General features: G+C 65.5%; 21 protein-coding genes. 7 read left to right on the top strand and 14 right to left on the bottom strand.

Features of this window, described 5'->3' with window-relative positions; all coding sequences use genetic code 11:
* The first annotated feature begins 69 nt into the window (after positions 1–69).
* A complete protein-coding gene (locus tag VFB18_RS12390) occupies positions 70–417 on the top strand; it encodes a hypothetical protein (RefSeq protein ID WP_324975671.1) in 348 nt (115 codons plus the stop codon).
* Positions 418–427: 10 nt separating this feature from the next.
* On the opposite strand, the gene VFB18_RS12385 is transcribed toward VFB18_RS12390, so the two are convergent.
* From VFB18_RS12385 to VFB18_RS12370, 4 genes are all read right to left on the bottom strand, one after another.
* Positions 428–814: a cytochrome c gene (locus tag VFB18_RS12385; RefSeq protein WP_324975668.1), complete on the bottom strand. Its 387-nt coding sequence runs from the start codon at positions 812–814 to the stop codon at positions 428–430.
* An 89-nt stretch (positions 815–903) separates the two neighbouring features.
* Positions 904–1,740 (bottom strand): SAM-dependent methyltransferase, encoded by an 837-nt coding sequence (locus VFB18_RS12380; protein ID WP_324975665.1) that lies wholly within the window; start codon positions 1,738–1,740, stop codon positions 904–906.
* A 47-nt stretch (positions 1,741–1,787) separates the two neighbouring features.
* Complete coding sequence (locus VFB18_RS12375) at positions 1,788–2,381, bottom strand: DUF447 domain-containing protein (protein ID WP_324975663.1); 594 nt, start codon at positions 2,379–2,381, stop codon at positions 1,788–1,790.
* A gap of 6 nt (positions 2,382–2,387) precedes the next feature.
* Positions 2,388–3,812 (bottom strand): DUF6513 domain-containing protein, encoded by a 1,425-nt coding sequence (locus VFB18_RS12370; RefSeq protein ID WP_324975662.1) that lies wholly within the window; start codon positions 3,810–3,812, stop codon positions 2,388–2,390.
* Between the two features lie 741 nt (positions 3,813–4,553).
* On the opposite strand from VFB18_RS12370, the gene VFB18_RS12365 reads away from it, so the two are divergent.
* Positions 4,554–4,868: a hypothetical protein gene (locus VFB18_RS12365; RefSeq protein ID WP_324975660.1), complete on the top strand. Its 315-nt coding sequence runs from the start codon at positions 4,554–4,556 to the stop codon at positions 4,866–4,868.
* Between the two features lie 133 nt (positions 4,869–5,001).
* On the opposite strand, the gene VFB18_RS12360 is transcribed toward VFB18_RS12365, so the two are convergent.
* The 5 genes from VFB18_RS12360 to VFB18_RS12340 all read right to left on the bottom strand — a co-directional run bounded on the left by VFB18_RS12360 (position 5,002) and on the right by VFB18_RS12340 (position 10,244).
* Complete coding sequence (locus VFB18_RS12360; protein WP_324975657.1) at positions 5,002–5,670, bottom strand: hypothetical protein; 669 nt, start codon at positions 5,668–5,670, stop codon at positions 5,002–5,004.
* The gene (locus VFB18_RS12355) at positions 5,667–6,083 is read right to left on the bottom strand and encodes a dihydroneopterin aldolase (protein WP_324975654.1); all 417 of its coding nucleotides are present in this window, start codon (positions 6,081–6,083) and stop codon (positions 5,667–5,669) included. The genes VFB18_RS12360 and VFB18_RS12355 overlap by 4 nt, the downstream gene beginning before the upstream one ends.
* A 42-nt stretch (positions 6,084–6,125) precedes the next feature.
* Positions 6,126–6,854, bottom strand: a complete 729-nt coding sequence (locus tag VFB18_RS12350) for a (5-formylfuran-3-yl)methyl phosphate synthase (protein WP_324975651.1) — start codon at positions 6,852–6,854, stop codon at positions 6,126–6,128.
* Positions 6,855–6,930: 76 nt separating this feature from the next.
* Positions 6,931–8,652 carry a tetratricopeptide repeat protein gene (locus VFB18_RS12345; RefSeq protein WP_324975648.1) on the bottom strand — a complete coding sequence of 574 codons (1,722 nt, stop codon included), beginning with the start codon at positions 8,650–8,652 and terminating at the stop codon, positions 6,931–6,933.
* Between the two features lie 92 nt (positions 8,653–8,744).
* Complete coding sequence (locus tag VFB18_RS12340; protein WP_324975645.1) at positions 8,745–10,244, bottom strand: NAD(P)H-hydrate dehydratase; 1,500 nt, start codon at positions 10,242–10,244, stop codon at positions 8,745–8,747.
* A 305-nt stretch (positions 10,245–10,549) separates the two neighbouring features.
* Between VFB18_RS12340 and VFB18_RS12335 the strand changes: the two genes are divergently transcribed.
* Together VFB18_RS12335 and glnA are read left to right on the top strand one after the other, a co-directional pair.
* A complete protein-coding gene (locus VFB18_RS12335; RefSeq protein ID WP_324975642.1) occupies positions 10,550–10,888 on the top strand; it encodes a P-II family nitrogen regulator in 339 nt (112 codons plus the stop codon).
* Positions 10,889–10,976: 88 nt separating this feature from the next.
* Positions 10,977–12,386: a type I glutamate--ammonia ligase gene (glnA, locus tag VFB18_RS12330; protein WP_324975639.1), complete on the top strand. Its 1,410-nt coding sequence runs from the start codon at positions 10,977–10,979 to the stop codon at positions 12,384–12,386.
* Between the two features lie 244 nt (positions 12,387–12,630).
* On the opposite strand, the gene VFB18_RS12325 is transcribed toward glnA, so the two are convergent.
* Positions 12,631–12,933: a hypothetical protein gene (locus VFB18_RS12325; RefSeq protein WP_324975638.1), complete on the bottom strand. Its 303-nt coding sequence runs from the start codon at positions 12,931–12,933 to the stop codon at positions 12,631–12,633.
* Positions 12,934–13,102: 169 nt separating this feature from the next.
* Entirely contained in the window at positions 13,103–13,657 is a 555-nt protein-coding gene (locus VFB18_RS12320) for a thioredoxin family protein (RefSeq protein ID WP_324975635.1), read from the bottom strand.
* 78 nt (positions 13,658–13,735) lie between these two features.
* Between VFB18_RS12320 and VFB18_RS12315 the strand changes: the two genes are divergently transcribed.
* On the top strand, positions 13,736–15,754 hold the full coding sequence (locus VFB18_RS12315) for a PhoX family phosphatase (protein WP_324975632.1): 2,019 nt from the start codon (positions 13,736–13,738) through the stop codon (positions 15,752–15,754).
* 101 nt (positions 15,755–15,855) lie between these two features.
* Positions 15,856–17,916 carry a DNA topoisomerase IV subunit B gene (gene parE / locus VFB18_RS12310; RefSeq protein WP_324975629.1) on the top strand — a complete coding sequence of 687 codons (2,061 nt, stop codon included), beginning with the start codon at positions 15,856–15,858 and terminating at the stop codon, positions 17,914–17,916.
* Between the two features lie 135 nt (positions 17,917–18,051).
* On the opposite strand, the gene VFB18_RS12305 is transcribed toward parE, so the two are convergent.
* Positions 18,052–18,525 (bottom strand): isoprenylcysteine carboxylmethyltransferase family protein, encoded by a 474-nt coding sequence (locus tag VFB18_RS12305; RefSeq protein WP_324975627.1) that lies wholly within the window; start codon positions 18,523–18,525, stop codon positions 18,052–18,054.
* A gap of 298 nt (positions 18,526–18,823) precedes the next feature.
* On the opposite strand from VFB18_RS12305, the gene VFB18_RS12300 reads away from it, so the two are divergent.
* The gene (locus VFB18_RS12300; RefSeq protein WP_324975624.1) at positions 18,824–20,341 is read left to right on the top strand and encodes a DEAD/DEAH box helicase; all 1,518 of its coding nucleotides are present in this window, start codon (positions 18,824–18,826) and stop codon (positions 20,339–20,341) included.
* Positions 20,342–20,444: 103 nt separating this feature from the next.
* Here the strand turns inward: VFB18_RS12300 and VFB18_RS12295 are convergent, their stop codons facing one another.
* Positions 20,445–20,840 carry an iron-sulfur cluster assembly accessory protein gene (locus VFB18_RS12295; protein ID WP_324975621.1) on the bottom strand — a complete coding sequence of 132 codons (396 nt, stop codon included), beginning with the start codon at positions 20,838–20,840 and terminating at the stop codon, positions 20,445–20,447.
* A gap of 41 nt (positions 20,841–20,881) precedes the next feature.
* Positions 20,882–21,202: an SUF system Fe-S cluster assembly protein gene (locus VFB18_RS12290; RefSeq protein WP_414675693.1), complete on the bottom strand. Its 321-nt coding sequence runs from the start codon at positions 21,200–21,202 to the stop codon at positions 20,882–20,884.
* Between the last annotated feature and the right edge of the window lie 25 nt (positions 21,203–21,227).

Genomic DNA, 21,227 nt, shown 5'->3' with positions numbered 1-21,227 from the left:
TGGTGACACGCGATGTTTGGCGCGGGGAGGACAAGGCATGCTACCAAGGGCCCAACCAAAGGAGGCTTGATGCGATACGCTCCGTTCCTGATCGCCGCCGCAATTGCCGGCGGCATGGTCCTGACCGCGCCGGCCGGCGCGGCCCAGCTTCCGGCCCAGTCCGCGCGTGTTTTCGGTCCCCTACCCGCTGCGGTCGAGCTCGCGGGATATTGGCGGCGCTATTGCCGGTTCCACGACTGCACCGGCCCCGACGTGGTGGTGGTGCAGCCCGACACAGCGCCCGCCGTGGTCACGGAGAACCCGCCGATCGTCGCCATCGTGCCGGCCCGGCCCGTGAGCTGCGGCGAGTTCCACTATTGGAACGGCTCGGCCTGCGTCGATGCCCGCTACAACAATCCGTATCTCGGCCCGCGCTAGGTCTTAGAGCCTAGGGCGGCGTCTCGCCGGTCGCCGGCGCCCGGGGCCTCAAGTGCGGGTCGACGCCGGTGATGCTGCCGAGATAGACGAGGATCGCCTCGACCTGATCGTCCGAGAACGGGATCTGCGGCATGTCGCGGTGCCGCGAGCCCATGCCCTCGGCGAAGCCTTCCTCGAGCTGCTCGATGGGATATTTGAGATAGACCTCCCGCAGCGGCGGGGCCTTGGCAAGCGGGCTTTCGCCGGAAGATTCGATGGAATGGCACCGCGCGCAATGGGCTTCGAGCAGGGCCTTGCCTGAGGCGGCGGCGCCGTCGTCGGCGGCAGGCGCGGGCATCGATTGCGCCAGGAGCAGCAAGGCAATGGCCGGAACCTGAAGACGCGCAAGCCTTGCCATCCGAGCACCCCGCCAGGGCATGCGCCCAATATCACCGCCGCAAGCCTACTCCTCTTGCGAGCCGACGCCTAGCTGACGCAGTCCCCGCCTCACGCCGGCGATGTCAGCGTGCAAATCCCGTAATGGTCGTAGATGACGGACTGCATCGCCCGGCCGGGCCAATAGGTGCGGAACAGATTGCCCATGGTGGTCGCGTCGGCGATCGTTAATCCTGCCTCGTCCGCGAGCGCGGTGAGATCGTGGAAGCCGAAGGTCCACGGAGCGCCCATGGCGGCGAAGCGCTCGACGAAGGCGGTCGCCCCGGCATCACCCGTGGTCATTTCCACCACCGCCTCGTCCATATAGTCGAAGGAGATGGCGAAGCGGCCGAGATTCTCCTTCAGGTCGCGAAGCACCGTCATCACCGCTTGCCTCGTGAGATACATCGTGTTGCCTTCCCAGATGAAGAACGACGGCAGGCGCGTATCGAACCCGTGCGCGGCGAGCATCCGGATCACGCCGGAGGCGACGTAATCGCCGGGAATGAGAGTCATCGGCTGAGTAATGCCGTTGGCGGCGTAGCGCGCCTTCTTCAGCGCGATCGTGCGATCGTCCTCAATCTCGAAATAGGCGACGTTCGGAGCGGCTTTGCGCACCGCGCGCGTGTCGAGGCCCGATCCGAGGATCACCACCTGCCGGCAGCCGTTGGCGATCTGCTCGTCCAAGCGGTCGTCGTAATAGCGGGTCCTGAGTCGCGGCATATGCTCGCCCGCAGGGAAATCGGCCCTGATCCTGTCGGCGGCGGCGCGCGTCCTTTCATCGAGGAAGATCGGAACCACATTGTCGCGGTAGAGCGGGTGCGGCTCCTCGTTCTCGCGGGCGCGGAACTCGGCGACGACGAAGGCCGTGCCCGTCACCTCTCTCACGTCGCTGCTCACGTCGTTCATCGCCCGATCCTTCGTATTCCGTTCAGGGGAAATTGGTGAGGCGCACCTCAAGCCGCGCCGTGCTTGTAATGGTCCTCGATCTTCTCGATCAAGAGGCGCCAGGCTTCGTGCTCGCGAGGGCCGGCCGTCTTTTCCACCGCGACCTGGAGATAGGCAAGCTCGCGCTCGACCTTCTCGCGCGGCAGCAGATGGAGGCGGCTCGCGAGGATCGCGGCCTCGATCACCGCCCCTTGCGCGCGGTTGAAGCCTAAAAACGGCGCGTGCATTGCCTGATGCACCACCCGGCAATAGAAGCGCGGGCGCTGCTCGTCCTCCTCGATCTGCTCGACCTTCAGCTCGGCATGGGCGAGCGCACCCTCGAGCACGACGCCCGGCACATGGGTCGCGGGCCGCGTCGGCCAATCCCTGTTGCCGGTGAGGCAGCCGGCGAACACCAGCACGTCGTCGGTGAAGCTCGCCACGGCGAAAGGGTTGGCGCGGAGGTTGTCGAGCGTGATCGAGGGGCGGAACGGGGCGATGATCCAGCCTTCCCTCTCCTCGCCAAGCGGCTCGAGCCTCGTCGCGATCAGCCCGAGCGGGGCGATGTGCACCTTGCCCTCTTCGCTCAGCGTGGTGACGATGCATTCGCGGATCATCGGCATCGGCGTCTAATCCTCGGCGCGCGAGGGGGCGGCGCCCGTCTTCTTCCGCTTGGCGAGAAGCGTGTGGCCCGCCTCCTTCAGCCGCGACTTGTCCTCCGCGGGCGCGTCGGCGGCAACCCCCCAGTCGAGCGGTTCGTCCTGGGCGTAGCGCTTGCCGAGCCGCCAAGCGACCTCGGCCTTTGCCAACTCGGTGCCGAGATAGAAGGCGTGTGCCCCGTCCCTCTCGACGCCGAGCTTCGGGAACAGATCCATCGCGCTCTCCCCCACATGATGGCCGTCGCGGTTATAGACGTGGATGCCGTCCTCGGCGACCTCGATGCGGAAATTTTGGTCGCGCACGGACGCAGCAGCTTCGGCGATCTCGTCCCGCGTTTGCGGAAAGGGCTTGCGCGCATGAAGCGCGAGCAACCCGTCGGCATAGTCCTTGGGAAGATCGTGTTCGGCGCGCGAGGCATACATGATGCGACGGGCAAGATCGTGCTCCTCGACGGTGCGGCGCGTATGCGGGCTCACCTGCACCACGAGCACGTTCCGGATGTGGAGCTCCGATGCGATGCCGAGCAGGACGGCGGTGATGCCGGTGGTGTCGGCGTCGGTCAACTCGGTGAGGTTGCCGGTGCCCATGAGCATCTCGGCCTCGGGCCGGGCGCGGCGGACCTCGGCATAGCGCTCGAGCGATTGCATGAAGCCGAAATTGATCGGATCGAGCACGGGATCGACGAGGTAGCGCTTGCCGCGCCGGTCGAGCGCGTCCATGGCGCGATAGAGCGAGGCCATGTCGCCGTGCTCCTTGGGGATCAGGACCGGCACGGAGGCCACCTCGTCGGCGATGGCAAGCGTCGCCTCGTTCAGGCTCAAGAGATAATCGGCGCCGGCCTTGCCGCCGCGCAGCAGCTCGTCCGCGTTCGCCGAGTCCACGCTCGTCTTGTAACCCTTCTCCTTGAGAGCGCGCACCGCCTCCTCCAGATGCGGAAACGGCGTATCGGGCAGGCAGCCGAGATCGATCACATCGGCCCCCTTCTGCGCATAGCTCTGCGCGCGGGCGAGGATCGCCTCGACGGGAAGCGCCGAGGCGTCGACGATCTCGGCGAAAATGTTGATGTCGTATCTGGTCATGTCGGCCGCTTTACGGGCACGGCCGAAAAAAGTGGGGATGTCCTTCAGCTCGTCGGGACCGCGCAGGAAGGGCACGCCGAACGTCCCGCTCAGGCGCGCGATGTCGGCGCGGCAGCGGCCGGGCAGCATGATCTTGTCGGCTTCGACGGGCTTCGGCAGGCGGCGCAGGATGATGTCCTCGGTCATCAGCGCCGCGACCTTCACCCCGATGTCGAGCACCTTCCAGTCGAAAGGCGCATTGTTCATGCCCTTTAGCACGGCCTCGAGCCTCGCTTTCGCGAGATGCCCGGTCAGGAACAGGATGCTCTCGGCCATGCGGGGGCCCCAACTCTCTTCCGCTTCATGCTGTCCGGCGCCCTTCTAGCGCGCTTTGCAGGCGATGCGCGAGGGGATGAAGGGGCGCCCGGTCTTTGTCAGGCCCACACGAGCGGCATCCAGGACCCGCCGGTCATCGTTTGGGTTGGTCTTACTTGCCCTTCCTGCCGCCCTGTTTGCTTCGTCCGCGAACAGCAGGGCTTGCGTGCCTCTTGCCGCGGCGCGACGTTGCCACGCGTTCCGTCACCCGCGCACGCTCGACGCCGAGGGGCGCGGCGGCCTAATCCTCGCGCTTATCCCCGCCCCCAAAAGCTCGCTTATCATGGCGTCCGATCTCGTCCGCTAAGGGTCGCTTCGCGAGGCGTCGCGAGGAGGACGAGGTTGCGGTGTCCCGCGGGCCGGATGGGCACATCCGGCACTCGGGCGATGCCGGGGCTCCGCCCGGGACCACTACGAGTCCCTGCCAGGAGCTGGCTGATGACTTGGATGGCGCGCTCAACACGCGGCGTCCTGACCTAAAGCGCGGCCCGGCACTCGCATAATCGCCGCGAGTTGGCGCGCCGAGAGGCGCCCGCGTGCCGCAAGGCACGAGCTTTAAGATTTGCGCCTTTCGGCGCGCCACGACCCTTGCCCGGACGGCAAGGGAGAAAAGCAGAATCCGGGCGCGATCCGCGCCGCGGAAAGGATGGCGTTTGCCTCGCCGCCCGCGCGGGGCGGAAGCCGCGCCGAACGGAGAACGCGATGACTCAACAACAGGGGAACGAGGCGAAACCCGCGCAGCAAGCCGCCAACGTCTATCCGCGCGGGGCGATCCTGCGCACGGTTCTCACCGCACTCGTCAACGAGGACGCCGAGGAGGCGGCAAAGAATTTCCAGCTCTGGCGCGTGTGCCACAAGAGGGCTTGCCGGCGCGCCCGCGCCTGTGCGGGCGACGTGCCTCAGTGCTGCAACCGATTCGTGGACTGGGCGGAGCAGCTCGTGGCGGCGGACAAGAACATCGACATGAGCCGGGTCTATCGCGCGCTGATGCGCCAGCTCGGCGACAAGATCGAGTGAGGGTAGAATTGCGCCAGTCGCACGAACCCTTCATGGCCGGGATCGTCCCGGCTATCCATGAATGAGCCTGCTGCACGGACGACAAATCGTGGATGCCCGGCGCAAGGCCGGGCATGACGAGGTTCTTCTTGGGTTATTCGATCACGGTGCCGAGCGGGGCGCCGGAAGCGGCAGCGGACGCGAAGGAGGCCTGGTCGCCGCGGCAGAGAAGCGTGGCGGGAACGCGCGAGGCGCGCAGCATCGCCGGGAAGGCTTCATCGACGATGCGCCGGCGGGCGAGCTCATCGGCGCTCGCGCCGTTCTGCCCCGGCCGCGCGATCGACTTGATGAGATAGCAGGCCCTCGCGCCAAGCCGCCCCGCGAGCCAGAGCGCGAGGCTGTCGGAGGTGACGCGCCAGCTCTCCTCGATGTCGGTCCGCTCCGCGACGAGCGCATAGGGTGCCCACACGGCGATCAGGCCGCGATCGAGTGCGGCTCTGAGGTCTTCTTCGGTCGCGCCGACCTCGAAGCCTTGGCGCAAGCTCGCAATCGCCCAGGCGAGCTGGTCCATGGCGAGAAGCGCCATGCGGTGGGCCGCACCGTCGCCGAAGCCGAGGCTTGCCTGGCAGGCGCGCACTTCGTCGGCAAGCGCCCCGCCGCCCGGAACGACGACAACGGGCGCGCGCGCATCCACAATCGCCTCGAGCCACGAAGCAAGGTCGGGCGAGCGGATGACGCTGCCGCCGAGCTTGACTACGAGCGGCCCGCCGGCGCTGTGGCGGGCGGCGGGGGCGAAGCGAGCGCGGACGGCGCGGCCGCTCATTTCGCATCGTCCTTGGTGCGCACGATCTCGACGCCGACGGCGCCGGGTTCCTTGTCGAGCTTCTCGATCATCACGCGCACGGACGCGGCGCGCGGGTGCGCGAGGCAGCGTTCGGCGATCCGTTCTGCCAGCGTCTCGACGAGGTTGATATGACCCTGCCCGATGATGTCCTTGATGCCGGAGATGATGGTGTCGTAGTCGAAGGCACGCGCGATATCGTCGCCGAGATCGGCGGTCGCCGGCAGCACCTCGACGTCGACCGAGAAGCGCACGCGCTGGGTCACGCCCTTCTCATGGGTATAGACCCCGATCTCGACGTCGAGCACGAGGTCGTGGACGAAGACGCGGTCGAGCGCGCGCGGCGCGTGCTTGCCGCCGGTCTCCTTGGCGCTGTTCGGCCGCCGTTCAGCCATCCCTTGCTCCGTCTGGGCGCTCGTGCGCCCACGCCCCCTTTCCTAGCACAGAGAGGGCGCAAGGCGAGGCGCGGCGGCAGTTGCGAAGCCGCGCTCTTCCTGCGGGATCAACGCGCGGATCGCGGCGCAAGCTCCGGCATCGAGGCGCGCGCCGCGGGCGCCGTTCCGGCAGAGCGCGCCGCGGAAGCCGATGAGGTCGGGCTTGAGCGGAAGGAGCCTCGGCACGTCGGGCGCTTGCAGCGCACCGGCGAGGCCCACGAGCAGGCCTCGCGCGCGGGCTTCGGCCACGAAGTCGGCGATCCGCTCAAACGGCATGTGGTCGCGCAGCGAGCTCCCGTCCTTCCGCGCGGTATCGAGCATGACGCCGGTCGCGCCGATTGCCGCTGCCTTGTGAAGCGCATCGAAGCGAGGCGCCGCATCGGCGAAGATGACGAGGATGACCCGTACCGCTTGGGTCAGTTCGGCGAGGAGGTCGAGGCAGACTTCCGGATCGCCGCCCGGAAAGAGGCCGAGCTTGACGTAGTCCACGCCTGCGGCCGCGGTGTTCAGGACCGCCGCGCGCACGATCTCAGGGTCCATGGGCAGATCGCCGGCCGTCGCACTCACTTCGGCGCGGGCGGCCACCGCGGCGATGCATTTGGCGATCGCCTCGGGCGCAAGCGCGCCGAGAGCTCCCTTGGCCGGGTCCTTCAAGTCGACGATGTCGGCGCCGGCGTGGAGCGCGAGGCTGGCTTCGCCCGCGTCGCGGACGCTTGCAAGAAATCGGGTCATGAGCGCGAGGGCAGCCTGTCTGGCATGGCGGCTCGGATCGGAGGTCGGGGCACGATCGGCCGGTTGGTTGCGCGCATCAGCGGAACAGCCAGCCGAACATGCCGCCGCCACCACCGCCGCCGCCGCCGCGCCGCGCCCGGCCACCGCCGGCACCGCCTCCCTCGCCGCTATCTGCCGCGCGCGGCTCTCCGCCAAAGCCCCAGAAATCGCCGGGCTCGGCCGGGGCCTGACGCCGCGGTTTACGCAGCTGGATTTCGTTGGCGTTGCCGTCGGGGTCGGTTACCACCACCGAGACCGCCTGCCAATTCCATTGCGCAGCGACCGGGCCCCAGCTTTGCGGCTCGATCGAGATCACCTTGTTCGCCCGCGTGTCGACGATCGCCACATATTCGAAGCCGTTATGCTCGCCGTCGCCGGCGTCGCCAGCGTAGTACTTGAGCAAGCCGATGCCGGAAAGCGCGTCCTTCAACAGCTTCCACTCGAGGATCCTCGGCCTCCCCGAGCCGAACATCTCGAGCTCGACCCGGAGCGAAGGATATTTGTCGTTGCTCGCGATGTAGCGGTCGGGCGACGGCTCCTTGATCACCCAGCCCTCCTCGGGAGGCCCGAGCGGCTGTCCGGCCTCCTCCGGCACCTCAACCTCGAGGCGCTGCAGCGCTTCACGGCTCTCGGTCTGGAACGGGTCTTGCGCGAGAGCGGCGCGGTAGTCGGCAATGCCCTCGTCGGTGCGGTAAAGAGACTCGTAGATATTGCCCCTGATTCTCAGCGCGAGCGGATCGGTGGGCGCGATCTTGAGCGCCTGATTGACGTCGTCGAGCGCATCGTCATTCTGCTGGGCCTGGAGTTTCGCCTCGGCGCGCATGGCGTAGGCCCGCACGCTGTTGGCGTCGATCTCGATCGCCTTGTTGAAGTCGGCGATGGCGTCGTCGAAGCGCTTATTCTGGGCGAGGATGATGCCGCGCTCGATATAGGCGTCGGCCAGATTGGGCTCGATCTCGATCGCCTTGTTCAGATCGTCGATGGCCTGATTGAACTTCTTGTCGCCGGCGAAGGCGCGCGCGCGCAACAGAAGAAGATCGGGATGCGGCTGATCCGGCTCAAGCGTGAGCGCCTGGGTCGCGTCGTCAGCCGCCTCCTTGAAATCGCCGATGGCGAGATAGGCGTCGGCGCGATTGTGGTAGGCGGCCGCGTATTTCGGGGTGAGGGTAATGGCGCGGGTGAAATCGCGCACGGCGGCGTGGTAGCGCTTGAGCGCGGCATGCGCCTTGCCGCGTCCATTATAGGGCACCGCGTTCTGCGGCATCAACTCGACCGCCTTACGGAAATCCTGGAAAGCCGGGTCGAACTGGGCCAGCAGCATGCGCGCATTGCCCCGGTTGTTGCGGGCGGCACCGTAGGTCGGCGCAAGCGTGATGGCGCGATCGAAGTCCTTGACCGCCTCGTCGGGATGACCGAGGTCCATCAGGGCATTGCCGCGGTTGTTGTAGACCGTGGCATTGTCGGGGGCGAGCTGGATCGACTGATTGAAGTCGTCGATCGCTTCCTTGATCTGCTTCAGCCGCCATTTGGCGACACCGCGGTCGCTATAGATGCTGGCTTTGATGAAGTCGGCGATGTCTGGCGCCGTCAGCGCCTCGTCGTAGGAGGCAATGGCCTTGTCGTAGGCGCCGCGCATGAGGGCAGCGGCGCCTTCGCGCGCGCGGAGCAGCGTCTTGTCCTCATCGGCGTGGGCCAACGAGGGGACCAGCGCGGCGAGCGCAAACGCTATGGTAGTCAGCTTGACCCGTGGCGACGGCATGTGGCGTCGGGAAACCCGTTTTCTCGCGGAGACCTTCCCCCTCATGTCCCCCATAAGGTGAGAGTGTGTCAATAACGGGTCGAAACCGGGCATCAGACGGGCATTTTCCCCTGATTTGCAAGGCCCGAATGAAGCGTGCTGAGGACTTTGGGCAGGGTCTCTGGCACGTCCTCGGCGATCAGGCCAGGGCCAAAGTCGCTTGCCGCCTTGCCATGCAACCACACCGCTGCGCTTGCTGCCTCGAAAGGCGGCATTTTCTGCGCCAACAGTCCGAGCGCCATGCCGGCCAGCACGTCGCCGGTCCCCGCGGTCGCAAGCCAAGGGCTCGTAGTCGCGTTGATCGAAGCCATGCCGTCGGGCACGGCGACAACGGTGTCGGCACCTTTCAGCAGGGTCGTCGCGCCAGAGCGCACAGAAGCTTGGCGCGCGCGGTCGAGCTTCGAGCCTTCGATATCGCTGAAGAGGCGCGCGAACTCCCCGTCGTGAGGGGTCAGAACGGCCGGCGCCTTCCGCGCCTTGATAGCGGTAAAGAGCTTGTCCGGCTCGTCGGCGAAGCTCGTGATCGCATCGGCGTCGAGCACGACGGCGGCAGCCGCGGCGAGAACCGCGAGCACCATCGCTTTCGTGCGCGGACCCACGCCGACGCCGGGGCCGACGAGGATCGCATTCTTCCTCCGATCTGAGAGCAGGCTTTCGAGGGCGCGCGCATCGTCGGCCTCGCGCACCATGATCGCGGTGAGAGACGACGCGTTCACGGACAGCGCGTCGCGCGGTGAGGCGACGGTGACAAGCCCTGCCCCCACACGCAAGGCGCCGCGGGCGGCGAGCCGTGCCGCGCCCGTGCTGTAGAGCGGCCCGGACACAACGACAGCATGACCGCGCGAATATTTGTGCCCATCCGGCGCAGGCCAGGGAAAGCGCGGAAGCCAGAGCAGCGGCTCGTTGGCGAAGGTCTTGGGGTCGATCGTGTCGAGCACGCTCGCCGGGATGCCGATGTCGGCCACGCTCACCTCGCCGCAATGGTGCCGGCCGGGCAGCAAGAGATGCCCAGGCTTCGGGCGGAAGAAGGTGACGGTCGAGAGCGCGTTGACGGCGACTCCCCTCACCGCTCCGCTCGTGCCGTCAACGCCGCTCGGTACGTCAACGGCGACCACCGGGAGTCCGGATGCATTGATTGCCTCGATCATGGCGGCATAGGCGCCCTCGATCGGGCGAGCGAGGCCGGCGCCGAACAGAGCGTCGACCACGACGTCGATGCCCGCAAGTAGGGCGGCGGACAAGGGCTCGCGCGGGCCGGGATAACGCCTTGCATTGGCCGCGGCGTCGGGCGGCAGGCGTTCCGGATCGCCGTTGAAGCCGAGCCTCACCTTATAGCCGCGCTCGAGGAGATGGCGCGCGGCGACGAATCCGTCGCCGCCGTTGTTGCCGGGACCGCATAGCACGGCGACCATACCCGCGTCGGGAAAGCGCCGGGCGACGTCTTCCGCGACCGCGCGTCCGGCATTCTCCATGAGCGTGAGGGCAGGAACTCCGCTCTCAATGGTCAAATGGTCCGCCCGTCCCATTTCGTCCGCAGTCAGAAGTTCGATCATCGCACTTCGCCGATTGGAGAATGCCTGTTTCGTGGTACAGCACGGCTAAGGGAAGAGCACGCCTCGAAGCGCCCCCTTCCCATGTGCATAAATCTTAGGCATATAGCCGCAATCTTGGGCAATCCGCCCAACCCATGCCCCGCCGCGTTTTGCTTCAGCGCCATAGTAGCTTGATTCATGAGGCAAAAGTTTTAGCCAGAGGATTGGCATAGGCTGTGCTTTGGCGTGACGGGTCTTCGTGGGGATGTCGAACGGAAGCGCGCGGCTAAGCGCCGTTTTGCGTCCAAGGGAGGTGCAGCGAAAGAATGAAAAAGATCGAAGCGATCATAAAGCCATTCAAGCTCGATGAAGTGAAGGAAGCCCTACAGGAGATCGGCCTGCAGGGTATAACCGTCACGGAGGCGAAGGGCTTCGGACGGCAGAAGGGCCACACCGAGCTTTATCGCGGCGCCGAATATGTCGTCGACTTTCTCCCCAAGGTGAAGCTAGAGCTGGTGCTCGGCGACAACATGGTGGAAAAGGCCATCGACGCCATCATCGCCTCGGCCAAGACTGGCCGCATCGGAGACGGAAAGATCTTCGTGTCGAACGTCGAGGAGGCCGTGCGCATCCGGACGGGCGAAACGGGGAACGACGCTATCTAGTGGGAGCAGCCAAGAGTCCCGGCCGCGACTTCGGTTTATTCACCGCGCCCAGGAGGCGGCATCAAAGACGCAACGACAGGGGAGTCAAATGTCCGACGCCAAGAGTGTGACTAAGAAGATCAAAGACGAGGAGATCAAGTTCGTCGACCTGCGCTTTACCGACCCGCGCGGCAAGATGCAGCACGTCACGATGGATTCCAAGGTGATGGACGAGGATGCCTTCACCGACGGCATCATGTTCGACGGATCCTCGATCGCCGGCTGGAAGGTGATCAACGAGTCCGACATGAAGCTGATGCCGGACGCGTCTACCGCAGTGCTGGACCCGTTCTTCGCCCAGAGCACGCTGGCGATCTTCTGCGACGTGCTTGAGCCGCTGACCAACGAGCCCTATGAGCGCGACCCCCGTTCGATCGCCGGCAAGGCGCAGAATTATCTCAAGCAGACCGGCGTCGGAGACATGGCCGTGTTCGGGCCCGAAGCCGAGTTCTTCGTATTCGACGACGTCCGCTTCGCAGCCGAGCCGTTCAACTGCGGCTATAGGATCGACTCGACCGAACTGCCCACCAATACCGACACCGAATACGAGATGGGCAATCTCGGTCATCGCCCGCGCACCAAGGGCGGCTACTTCCCCGTGCCGCCGGTCGACTCGGCGCAAGACCTGCGCTCGGAGATGCTCTCGGTCATGGCCGACATGGGCGTCGTCACCGAGAAGCACCACCACGAGGTGGGCGCGGCCCAGCACGAGCTCGGCATCAAGTTCGGTCCCCTGGTGAAGACCGCCGACGCCATGCAGATCTACAAATACGTGATCCACATGGTGGCGCAGGTGTACGGCAAGACGGCATGCTTCATGCCGAAGCCGGTGTTCGGCGACAACGGCTCGGGCATGCACACCCACCAGTCGATCTGGAAGGGCGGCAAGCCGACCTTCGCCGGCGATAAATATGCCGACCTCTCCGACACGGCGCTGCACTACATCGCCGGCATCCTCAAGCACGCCAAGGCGCTCAACGCCTTCACCAACCCGACCACCAACTCCTACAAGCGGCTGGTGCCGGGCTACGAGGCGCCGGTGCTGCTCGCCTATTCCTCGCGCAACCGCTCGGCCTCGTGCCGCATCCCGCTCGGCTCGGGACCGAAGGCAAAGCGCGTCGAAGTGCGCTTCCCCGATCCCGCCGCCAATCCCTATCTCGCGTTCGCGGCCATGCTGATGGCCGGTCTCGACGGCATCGAAAACAAGCTCAATCCCGGCGATCCGATCGACAAGAACCTCTACGATCTCCCGCCCGAGGAGCTCGAGAAGGTGCCGACCGTGTGCGGCTCACTGCGTCAGGCTTGCGAGGAACTCGACAAGGATCGCGCCTTCCTCAAGAAGGGCAACGTGTTCACCGACGACGCCATCGACGCTTATCTCGAGCTCAAGATGGAAGAGGTCGAGCGCTTCGAGATGATGCCGCACCCGATCGAGTTCGACATGTATTACAGCGTCTAACCTTTCGCGTCAGCCGCCGGGCTTCGCCCGGCGGTCCAGCCAAGTGCCATGCGTACTGGACGGCCGCTTTGACGGCCATGACGTGCGGAGAAAGATGGGGCGGCTGCCTCGTGACAGCCGCCCCACTTTTTCGCCCGGCCTGCCGAACCTCGGAGTTTCGCTCCCTCTGACCCCCGTCGGATGCGAAAGCTGCAAGGTCCCCCGCCAGGCTCCCCCAAAAACCCCTCATGCGGATCCGGGGCGCTTACGATGCCAAATAGAACACCCCGTAGATCAAACCCCCGAGGACGAGCAGATAGCTCCACGTCCTCGTGTCCTTGAAGCAGGCGTCGACCAGCGCAGGAAGCCCGAAGACGACGAAGCGGAAGAGCGACAGCGTGATCAGCATCGCTATCGAGGCGAGCAGCCAGAAGGAGACGTTCACCGGCGTGCCGCTCTGACCGACATCGGTGAGCAGCATCTCGGCACCGCTCGTCTTGCTGACCTCGATCAGGCCCCAGATCGATGAGGCCGCCAGCGCCGCCAAAAGGGCGTAACGGACCAGCATGACACGCAAAACCCCGCCGCTTTTGAGACGAATTTTATCGGTTGGGCGTAAAGAAATGGGAAAGGCGCAGACTTAAGGAGGGGTTAACGGCGTCGTGGCGACATGCCGGCGCGCGAAGCACTTCGGCTTCGCGCAGGCGGATCGAGCCACGCATGAAAGGTGCCGAACCTCAGGCCGACTTCCACTTGATCGAGCAGCCGATCGACGGCGTCTGCTCGCGGGGTCCGTGGCCGGTCGCAGCGACGAGCTTCATGGCTTCGAACAGCTCGCGCCGCGCGTCGGGAGACGCCGGCGCCTTGCCGCTTGAATCGAGCCGGCCGCGATATTGCAGCTTAAGATCGGCATTGAAGCCGAAGAAGTCGGGCGTGCAGGCGGCGTCGTAGGCGCGCGCGACGTCCTGGCTTTCGTCGTAGAGGTAGGGAAAGCCGAAGCCATGCGCCGCGGCAAAGCGCTTCATGTTGTCGAAGGAGTCCTCGGGATACTGGATCGCATCGTTCGAGCAGATGGCGACCGAATTGATGCCATAGGCCCTGAGCTCGTTCGTGTCGCGCACGATGCGATCGATCACCGCCTTCACGTAGGGACAGTGATTGCAGATGAACATCACGAGCGTGCCCTTTGGCCCGCGCAAGGCCTCGAGGGTGTAGGTTTTGCCATCAATTCCGGGAAGCGCGAAGGAGGGAGCCTTCCAGCCGAAATCGCAAACGGGGGTCGCTTCCGCCATGGCAGCCGTCCTCTTCGCAAATCTGTCATTGGGCGGCCCTAACGTGGCGGCCCTTTTCCGTTAGTCTGCGTCAGGGATATGACCAAAAAAGACGAGTTCTTCAACCGGGCAGCCGCGGCGGAGGCGCACGACGATATGCCGCGCAGCCCGCAGTCGGGCGAGACCATCGGCGACGTCATCCTCAAGCGCTTCAACCGCCGCGATTTGATGCGGGGCGCCTTCGGAGTCGCCGCGGCCACCGCGCTGTTCGGCCCTGCCGTGCTCAAGGCGAGCGCGGCGAGAGCCGGGGACGCACCCGACCGTTTCGACTTCAAGGAGATCGAGGCCGGCGTCGATACCACCCATCACGTGGCGGAAGGCTATTGGTGCAAGCCGCTGCTCCGTTGGGGCGATCCCCTCTTTCCGGATTCGCCCGAATTCGATCCGCTCAAGCAGACCGCGGCCTCCCAGCTCAAGCAGTTCGGCTACAACAACGACTATGTGGCCTACTTCCCGATCGACGGGTCAAGCAGCCACGGGCTCCTTTGCGTCAATCACGAATACACCAACGAGGAGCTGATGTTCCCGGTGCTCAAGGAGCGCCAAGACACGACAGGCTTCAAGGAGATGACCGAGGAGCTCGTCAATATCGAGATGGCGGCGCACGGCGTCACCATCGTCGAGATCGTGCGTGACGGGCTTGAATGGCACGTCGTCCGGGACAGTCCGTACAACCGCCGCATCAGCCCGCTGACCCCGATCGGGGTCGATGGTCCTGCGGCGGGCGACGAGCGTCTCAAGACCAAAGCCGACGCGGTGGGCCGCGAGATCGTCGGCACGCTCAACAATTGCGCCGGCGGCTCGACGCCGTGGGGAACGTATCTTACCGCCGAGGAGAACTTCCACGCCTACTTCTGGACCGACCAGCGCGACGCCGAATGCAAGCCCGCGCAGAACCTCGGCGGCGAGCAGGCCGCGAGCTACGCGCGCTACGGCGTGCCGGGGCTGTGGCAGGCCTGGGGCAAGTTCCACGAACGCTTCAATGTCGACAAGGAACCGAACGAGCCGAACCGCTTCGGCTGGATCGTGGAGATCGACCCGTTCGACGCGACCTCGGTGCCGGTGAAGCACACGGCGCTTGGCCGCTTCTGCCATGAGGGCGCCGAGACCGTGCTCAACAAGGATGGACGTGTGGTCGTCTATTGCGGCGACGATACGCGCGGCGAGTATGTCTATCGCTTCGTCAGCGAAGGGCGTTATGACCCCGGCGACCGCAAGGCGAACATGTCGCTCCTGTCGAACGGCACGCTCTACGTCGCGCGCTTCGACGCCGACGGCACGGGCCGGTGGCTTCCGCTCGAATTCGGGGCGCCGTTTCTCACGCCGGAGTTCGGCTTCAGGTCTCAGGCTGACGTCGTGATCGACGCGAGGCGAGCGGCTGACCTCCTCGGCGCCACCCGCATGGACCGCCCCGAGGACGTGCAGCCGAACCCCGTGAACGGCAAGGTCTATATCAACCTCACCAACAACGATAAGCGCAAGGCCGACCAGGTCGATGCGGCGAACCCGCGGCCGGAAAATTATTTCGGGCATATCATCGAGCTCGCGCCAAGTGGCGGCGACCACGCCGCCGACACCTTCACCTGGGAGATCCTGGTGCGCTGCGGCAATCCGCACCCGCTTTGGAGCGGGGTCGATGCGTTGTGGAACCCGGCGACGTCGGACAACGGCTGGTTCGCCTGCCCCGACAATTCCTGCGTCGACGACGAAGGGCGGTTGTGGGTCGCGACCGACCAGGGCGACAACTGGGCCCGCACCGGACGGGCTGATGGACTCTACGGTCTCGAGACCGACGGCCCGCGGCGCCGGACCTCGAAGATGTTCTTTCGCGTGCCGGTGGGGGCCGAATTGTGCGGGCCGTGCTTCACGCCGGACCGCGAGACACTGTTCCTCGCCGTGCAGCATCCCGGCGCCGACGGTACGGAAAGTCTCTACGGTTTTGGCCAGCCGTCGACCTACAAGAAGCCTGCCACGCGCTGGCCGGACTTCCGTGAGGATCGCCCGCCCCGCCCCTCGGTCGTGACCATCACCAAGATCGGCGGCGGCAAGATCGCCTGAGTTTCGAGGGCCCTGGGGGACTCTTGAAAAAGCCACGAGCGCGTGCGAGCTAACATCGTTCCCTGTGCATAGAGATTCGCGGCTTCCGCGTCACTGGACCCATGGCCAAGACCGCCACATCGCGCGATTTGTTCGCCAAGCTCGACGACGAGCAGAAGAAGAAGAAGCCGGTCAAAGGCTCGAAATCTGCCGGCGGCGCGAAATCCTCGGGCAAAGGCGGCGAGGATACCTATACCGCCGCCGACATCGAGGTGCTCGAGGGGCTCGAGCCCGTGCGCCGGCGCCCCGGGATGTATATCGGCGGCACCGACGAGAAGGCGATGCATCACCTCTTTGCCGAGGTGCTCGACAACGCCATGGACGAGGCGGTCGCGGGCCACGCCTCGCGCATCGAAGTCGATTTCGCCGAAGACGGCTATCTCACGGTGACCGACAACGGCCGTGGGATCCCCGTCGATCCGCATCCCAAGTTCAAGAAGAGGTCCGCGCTCGAAGTCATCATGACCACGCTGCACGCGGGCGGCAAATTCGACTCCAAGGTCTACAACACGAGCGGCGGGTTGCACGGCGTCGGCGTCTCGGTCGCCAACGCTCTCTCCGAGCACATGGAGGTCGAGGTCGCGCGCGGGCAGAAACTCTACCGCCAGACTTACACGCGCGGCGAGCCGGACGGTCCGCTGCAAAACCTCGGGGCCGTCAAAAACCGGCGCGGCACGAGCGTCCGCTTCAGACCCGACCCGAAAATCTTCGGCAAGGGCGCGGCCTTCAAGCCGGCGCGGCTGTTCCGCATGTCGCGCTCCAAGGCCTATCTCTTCCGCGGCGTCGAGATCAGATGGTCGTGCGCCAAGACGCTGCTTCAAGGCGACAGCGAAACGCCGGAAAGCGCCGTCCTCCACTTCCCCGGGGGCTTGAAGGACTTTCTCGCGAGCCGCATCGAGGGACAGGAGCAGGTTACCAAGGACGCGTTCGCCGGCCGCATCGAGAAGACCGAAGGCCATGGCTCGCTCGAATGGGCGATCGCCTGGATCGCGAGCGACGACGGCTTCCTCTCCTCCTACTGCAACACGGTACCGACGCCAGACGGCGGCACGCACGAGGCGGGTTTGCGTGCGGCGCTGACCAAGAGCTTGCGTAGCTACGGCGAGCTCACCGGCAACAAGCGCGTGGCGCAGGTGACGGCGGAGGACGTGCTCGGCACTGCGGCCGCCATCCTCTCGGTCTTCATCCGCGAGCCTGAGTTCCAAGGCCAGACCAAGGACCGGCTGGCGAGCCCCGAGGCCGGGCGGATCGTCGAGAACGCGTTGCGCGACGCCTTCGATCATTGGCTCGCCGGCAATCCGAGCCAGGCCAACCGCCTGGTCGATTGGGTGATCGACCGCTCCGAGGAACGGCTGCGCCGCAAGAAAGAGAAGGAGATCGGGCGGCAGACGGCCACCCGCCGCTTGCGACTCCCCGGCAAGCTCGCCGACTGTTCGCTCAGCGCCGCGCAAGGCACCGAGATTTTCATCGTCGAGGGCGACTCGGCCGGAGGCTCGGCGAAGCAAGCGCGCGACCGTGCCACGCAAGCCGTGCTGCCGCTCAGAGGCAAAATTCTGAACGTCGCCAGCGCTAGCTCGAGCAAGCTCGCCGACAACCAGCTCATCAGCGATCTCGTCCAGGCGCTCGGCTGCGGCACGGGCGCGCGCTACCGCGACGAGGACCTTCGCTACGAGAAAGTGGTGGTGATGACCGACGCCGACGTCGACGGCGCGCACATCGCTTCGCTCTTGATCACCTTCTTCTATCGCGAGATGCGCGGGCTAATCGAGAACGGCCACCTCTACCTCGCCGTGCCGCCGCTCTACCGCTTGAGCCAGGGCGCCAAGACGTTCTACGCGCGCGACGACGCACACAAGGAGGCGCTCCTCAAGTCGGAGTTCAACGGCAAGGGCAAGGTCGACGTTTCGCGCTTCAAGGGTCTCGGCGAGATGCTGCCGAAGCAGCTCAAGGAGACGACCATGAACCCCGCCGCGCGCACCCTGCTCCGTGTCGAGATCGCAGAGGACGACGACCGCGGCACGAGCAAGCTCGTCGATCAGTTGATGGGGAACAAGCCCGAGGCGCGCTTCAAATTCATCCAGGAGCACGCCGAGTTTGCCAAGCCCGACGAGCTGGATATTTGACGCTCTCAGGGATTTCCTCGTCATGCCCGGCCTTGTGCCGGCGCCCACGACTTAAAATCCCTGCACAGCCGTGGATGGCCGAGACGAGCCGGCCTGGGGCATTGTCGTTCCTTCGTCCAACACCCGCGCGCCACATTACAGCCATCGTGGGACGTGGGCCTGATATTTGCGGTAAGGGGCGCCAAAACGCCGCTTGAGATAAGCCTCCTCGGGCATCACGATGCCGTGCTGCAGGATCATTAGCGTGGGAATCAAGAGCAGGAGCACCCAAAGGCTCGTCATGACGATGGACAGGCCGAAATAGACGAGCGTTAGCCCGATATAGATGGGATTGCGCGTGATCCTGTACGGCCCTGTGGTGACGAGCGCGCTGGCAGGCCGTCCGGGCACGATCTCGGTGCCGGCGCGGCGAAGCGCGCGCGCCGACATCCCCGCAAGCACGAAGCCGAACGCGATGAAGGTGAAACCGACCGCGAGCGCATTGCCGTTCGGCGAGGCAAGCCTCGGGCCGAGCGGCACGATGAGGCTCATGAGACAGCCGAGCGCGAGCGCGCCGAGAAAGAGAAGCGGCGGCTTGATGGCGACGTCTGCGGCATCATCGGCCGTCATTACCTGCGTGCCTGTCGTGAACGCGAGGCCGATAGTTTGCGCGGCGAAAAGCCGGTTAACAAGCGCAGGATGGGTGCAAATGACGCGCAAACGGCGGATTTAAAGATCGTTTGCGTGCTTTTGCCCCTTGCGCCAATGCACTATGCCCCTTATTTGAGAGCCTAATATCGGAGGCTAAAGGGCTCCGGTATTCCGAGTGGTCTTGCGCATGGCTCGCGAATCGTTGCAGCAAGTTATTGCGCCTAAAGAAAGAAGATTCGCGAGGGCGCTTTAAGCCTCGCGGCACCTTTGCTAACGCATGAGCTTTTCACATCTTGGCCTAAGCCCCAAAGTCCTCTCCGCCGTCACCGCGGCGGGGTTCGAAACTCCGACCCCAATCCAAAATCAAGCCATTCCGCACGCCGTCGCCGGACGCGACGTGCTCGGCATCGCCCAGACGGGAACCGGCAAGACCGCGTCCTTCGTGCTGCCGATGCTCACGCGGCTCGAACGCGGACGCGCCAGAGCGCGCATGCCGCGCTCGTTGATCCTCGAGCCGACGCGCGAGCTCGCGGCCCAAGTGGCCGAGCATTTCGAGACCCTGGGCAAGAACCACAAGCTGACGGTCGCCCTTCTCATCGGCGGCGTCTCGTATGAGGACCAGGATCGCAAGCTCGATCGCGGCGCCGATGTGGTGATCGCAACGCCGGGCAGGCTGCTCGATCATTTCGAGCGCGGCAAGCTGCTCTTGAACGGCATCGAGATCCACGTCGTCGACGAGGCCGACCGCATGCTCGACATGGGCTTCATCCCCGACATCGAGCGTATCTGCAAGCTCCTCCCCTTCACCCGGCAGACGCTGTTCTTCTCGGCGACCATGCCGCCCGAAATCCAACGTCTCGCCGATAAATTCCTCCACAATCCCGCGCGCGTAGAGGTCGCACCGCAAGCGACGGCGGCCGCAACCATCGTACAGCGGCTCAAGAGGGCGCCGGATGATCCAGCGGCCAAGCGCGAGGCGCTCCGCGCCCTGATGCGGGAAATCGACGTCAAGAACGCCATCATCTTCTGCAACCGCAAGAAGGACGTCGGCATCCTCTTCCGCTCGCTGCAACGCCACGGCTTCAGCGTCGGCGCGCTGCATGGCGACATGGACCAGCGCCAGCGCATGGCGACGCTCGATGCCTTCCGCAACGGCCAGATCGCCTTCCTCGCCGCGAGCGACGTGGCGGCGCGCGGGCTCGACATCCCCGATGTGAGCCACATCTTCAACTACGACGTGCCGATCCATCCCGAGGACTATGTGCATCGCATCGGCCGCACCGGCCGCGCGGGCCGCGAGGGTTACGCGGCGATGCTCGTGACGCCCAGGGACATGAAGGCGCTCAAGGCGATCGAGAAGCTGCTCCGTCAGGACATCGAATGGATCGACGGACCGCAGACCGAAGCCGAAGATGCCGAAGGGTTCGATGCGCGGTCCAACGGGCGGCATCGCCGCGGCAGACGCGGGAACAGAAACAAGGGCGGTCAGGCGCCTCAAGATGGTCACGGCAACGTCCAACGGCACGACACCCAGGCCCAAGATAAGGGCGAAGAGCGGCGGACCGAGCATTCAGGACGGAGGGAAAAATCGGGGGATCCCAAGCGCGATCAACATAAACCACACCATCACGGCGACCGGAAACCCACGCACGGCCCCCAAGCCGCCGCGTCTTCCGAACGCCCCGCCCCGGCGCGCGCGACGGCCAAGCCTCAGCCTCAGCCGCCGCGGCCGAAGCAGCAAGGCATGGGCGATCACGTCCCGGCTTTCATGATGCGCCCGGTGCGGGTCACCTAGCCCGCACCCAAGCCCCTTTCGGAAAGTAGCGACGACACGCAATAAGTCGTGGTTGGCCGGGACAAACCCGGCCAGACGAGCCCTTTGGTTTGGCCTAAGAGGCTTAGCCCGCCTGTTCGGTGGATTCGGCGCTTGTCGCGGCGGCCGCGGGCTTGAGCGTGACCGACTCGCCGCAGCCGCATGCGCTCGTCTGGTTCGGGTTGTTGAACACGAAGCCGGAGCGCATTTTGTCGGTGCGGTAGTCCATCTCGGTTCCGAGCAGGAAGAGGACGGCAGTCGGGTCGATCAGAAGCTTGACCCCCTTGTCCTCCACGAGTTCGTCGTGCGGCCCCGGCGCCTCGGCGTATTGCATAGTGTATTCCATGCCGGCACAGCCGCCGTTCTTCACGCCGATGCGTACGCCGGCGATCTCCTTGCCGGAGGCGGCGACCAGCGCCTTCAGGCGCTCGGCGGCAGCCTCGGTGAGGCGCATCACTTGCGGGCGGGGACGTGGATTCATGGTTCGAACTTGGGGTAAGTCGATCGGGCCTTCAAGGGCGATCAGAACATGTTGAGGGCAAGTTTCGCCTCCTCGGACATGCGGCTCATGTCCCAGGGCGGATCGAACACGAGATTCACCTTGACCTGGCCGACGCCGGGAACGGCGGAGAGCGCGTTCTCGACCCAGCCCGGCATGTCGCCGGCGACGGGGCAGCCCGGCGCGGTGAGGGTCATATCCACCTCGATGTTGCGGTCGTCGTCGACATCAAGCCTGTAGATCAGGCCAAGCTCGTAGATGTCGACGGGGATCTCGGGATCGAACACGGTCTTGAGCGCGGCGATGAGGTCGTCGCGCAAGCGCTCGAGCTCGGCAGGAGGGATGGCCGAGCCGTCGCCCTTCTGCTTC

Origin of the sequence: Methyloceanibacter sp. (assembly GCF_035650995.1) — a bacterium.
GTDB lineage: Bacteria > Pseudomonadota > Alphaproteobacteria > Rhizobiales > Methyloligellaceae > Methyloceanibacter.
Note: the sequence above shows the minus strand (reverse complement) of the source record. Positions and strands in the feature narration are given on the sequence as shown.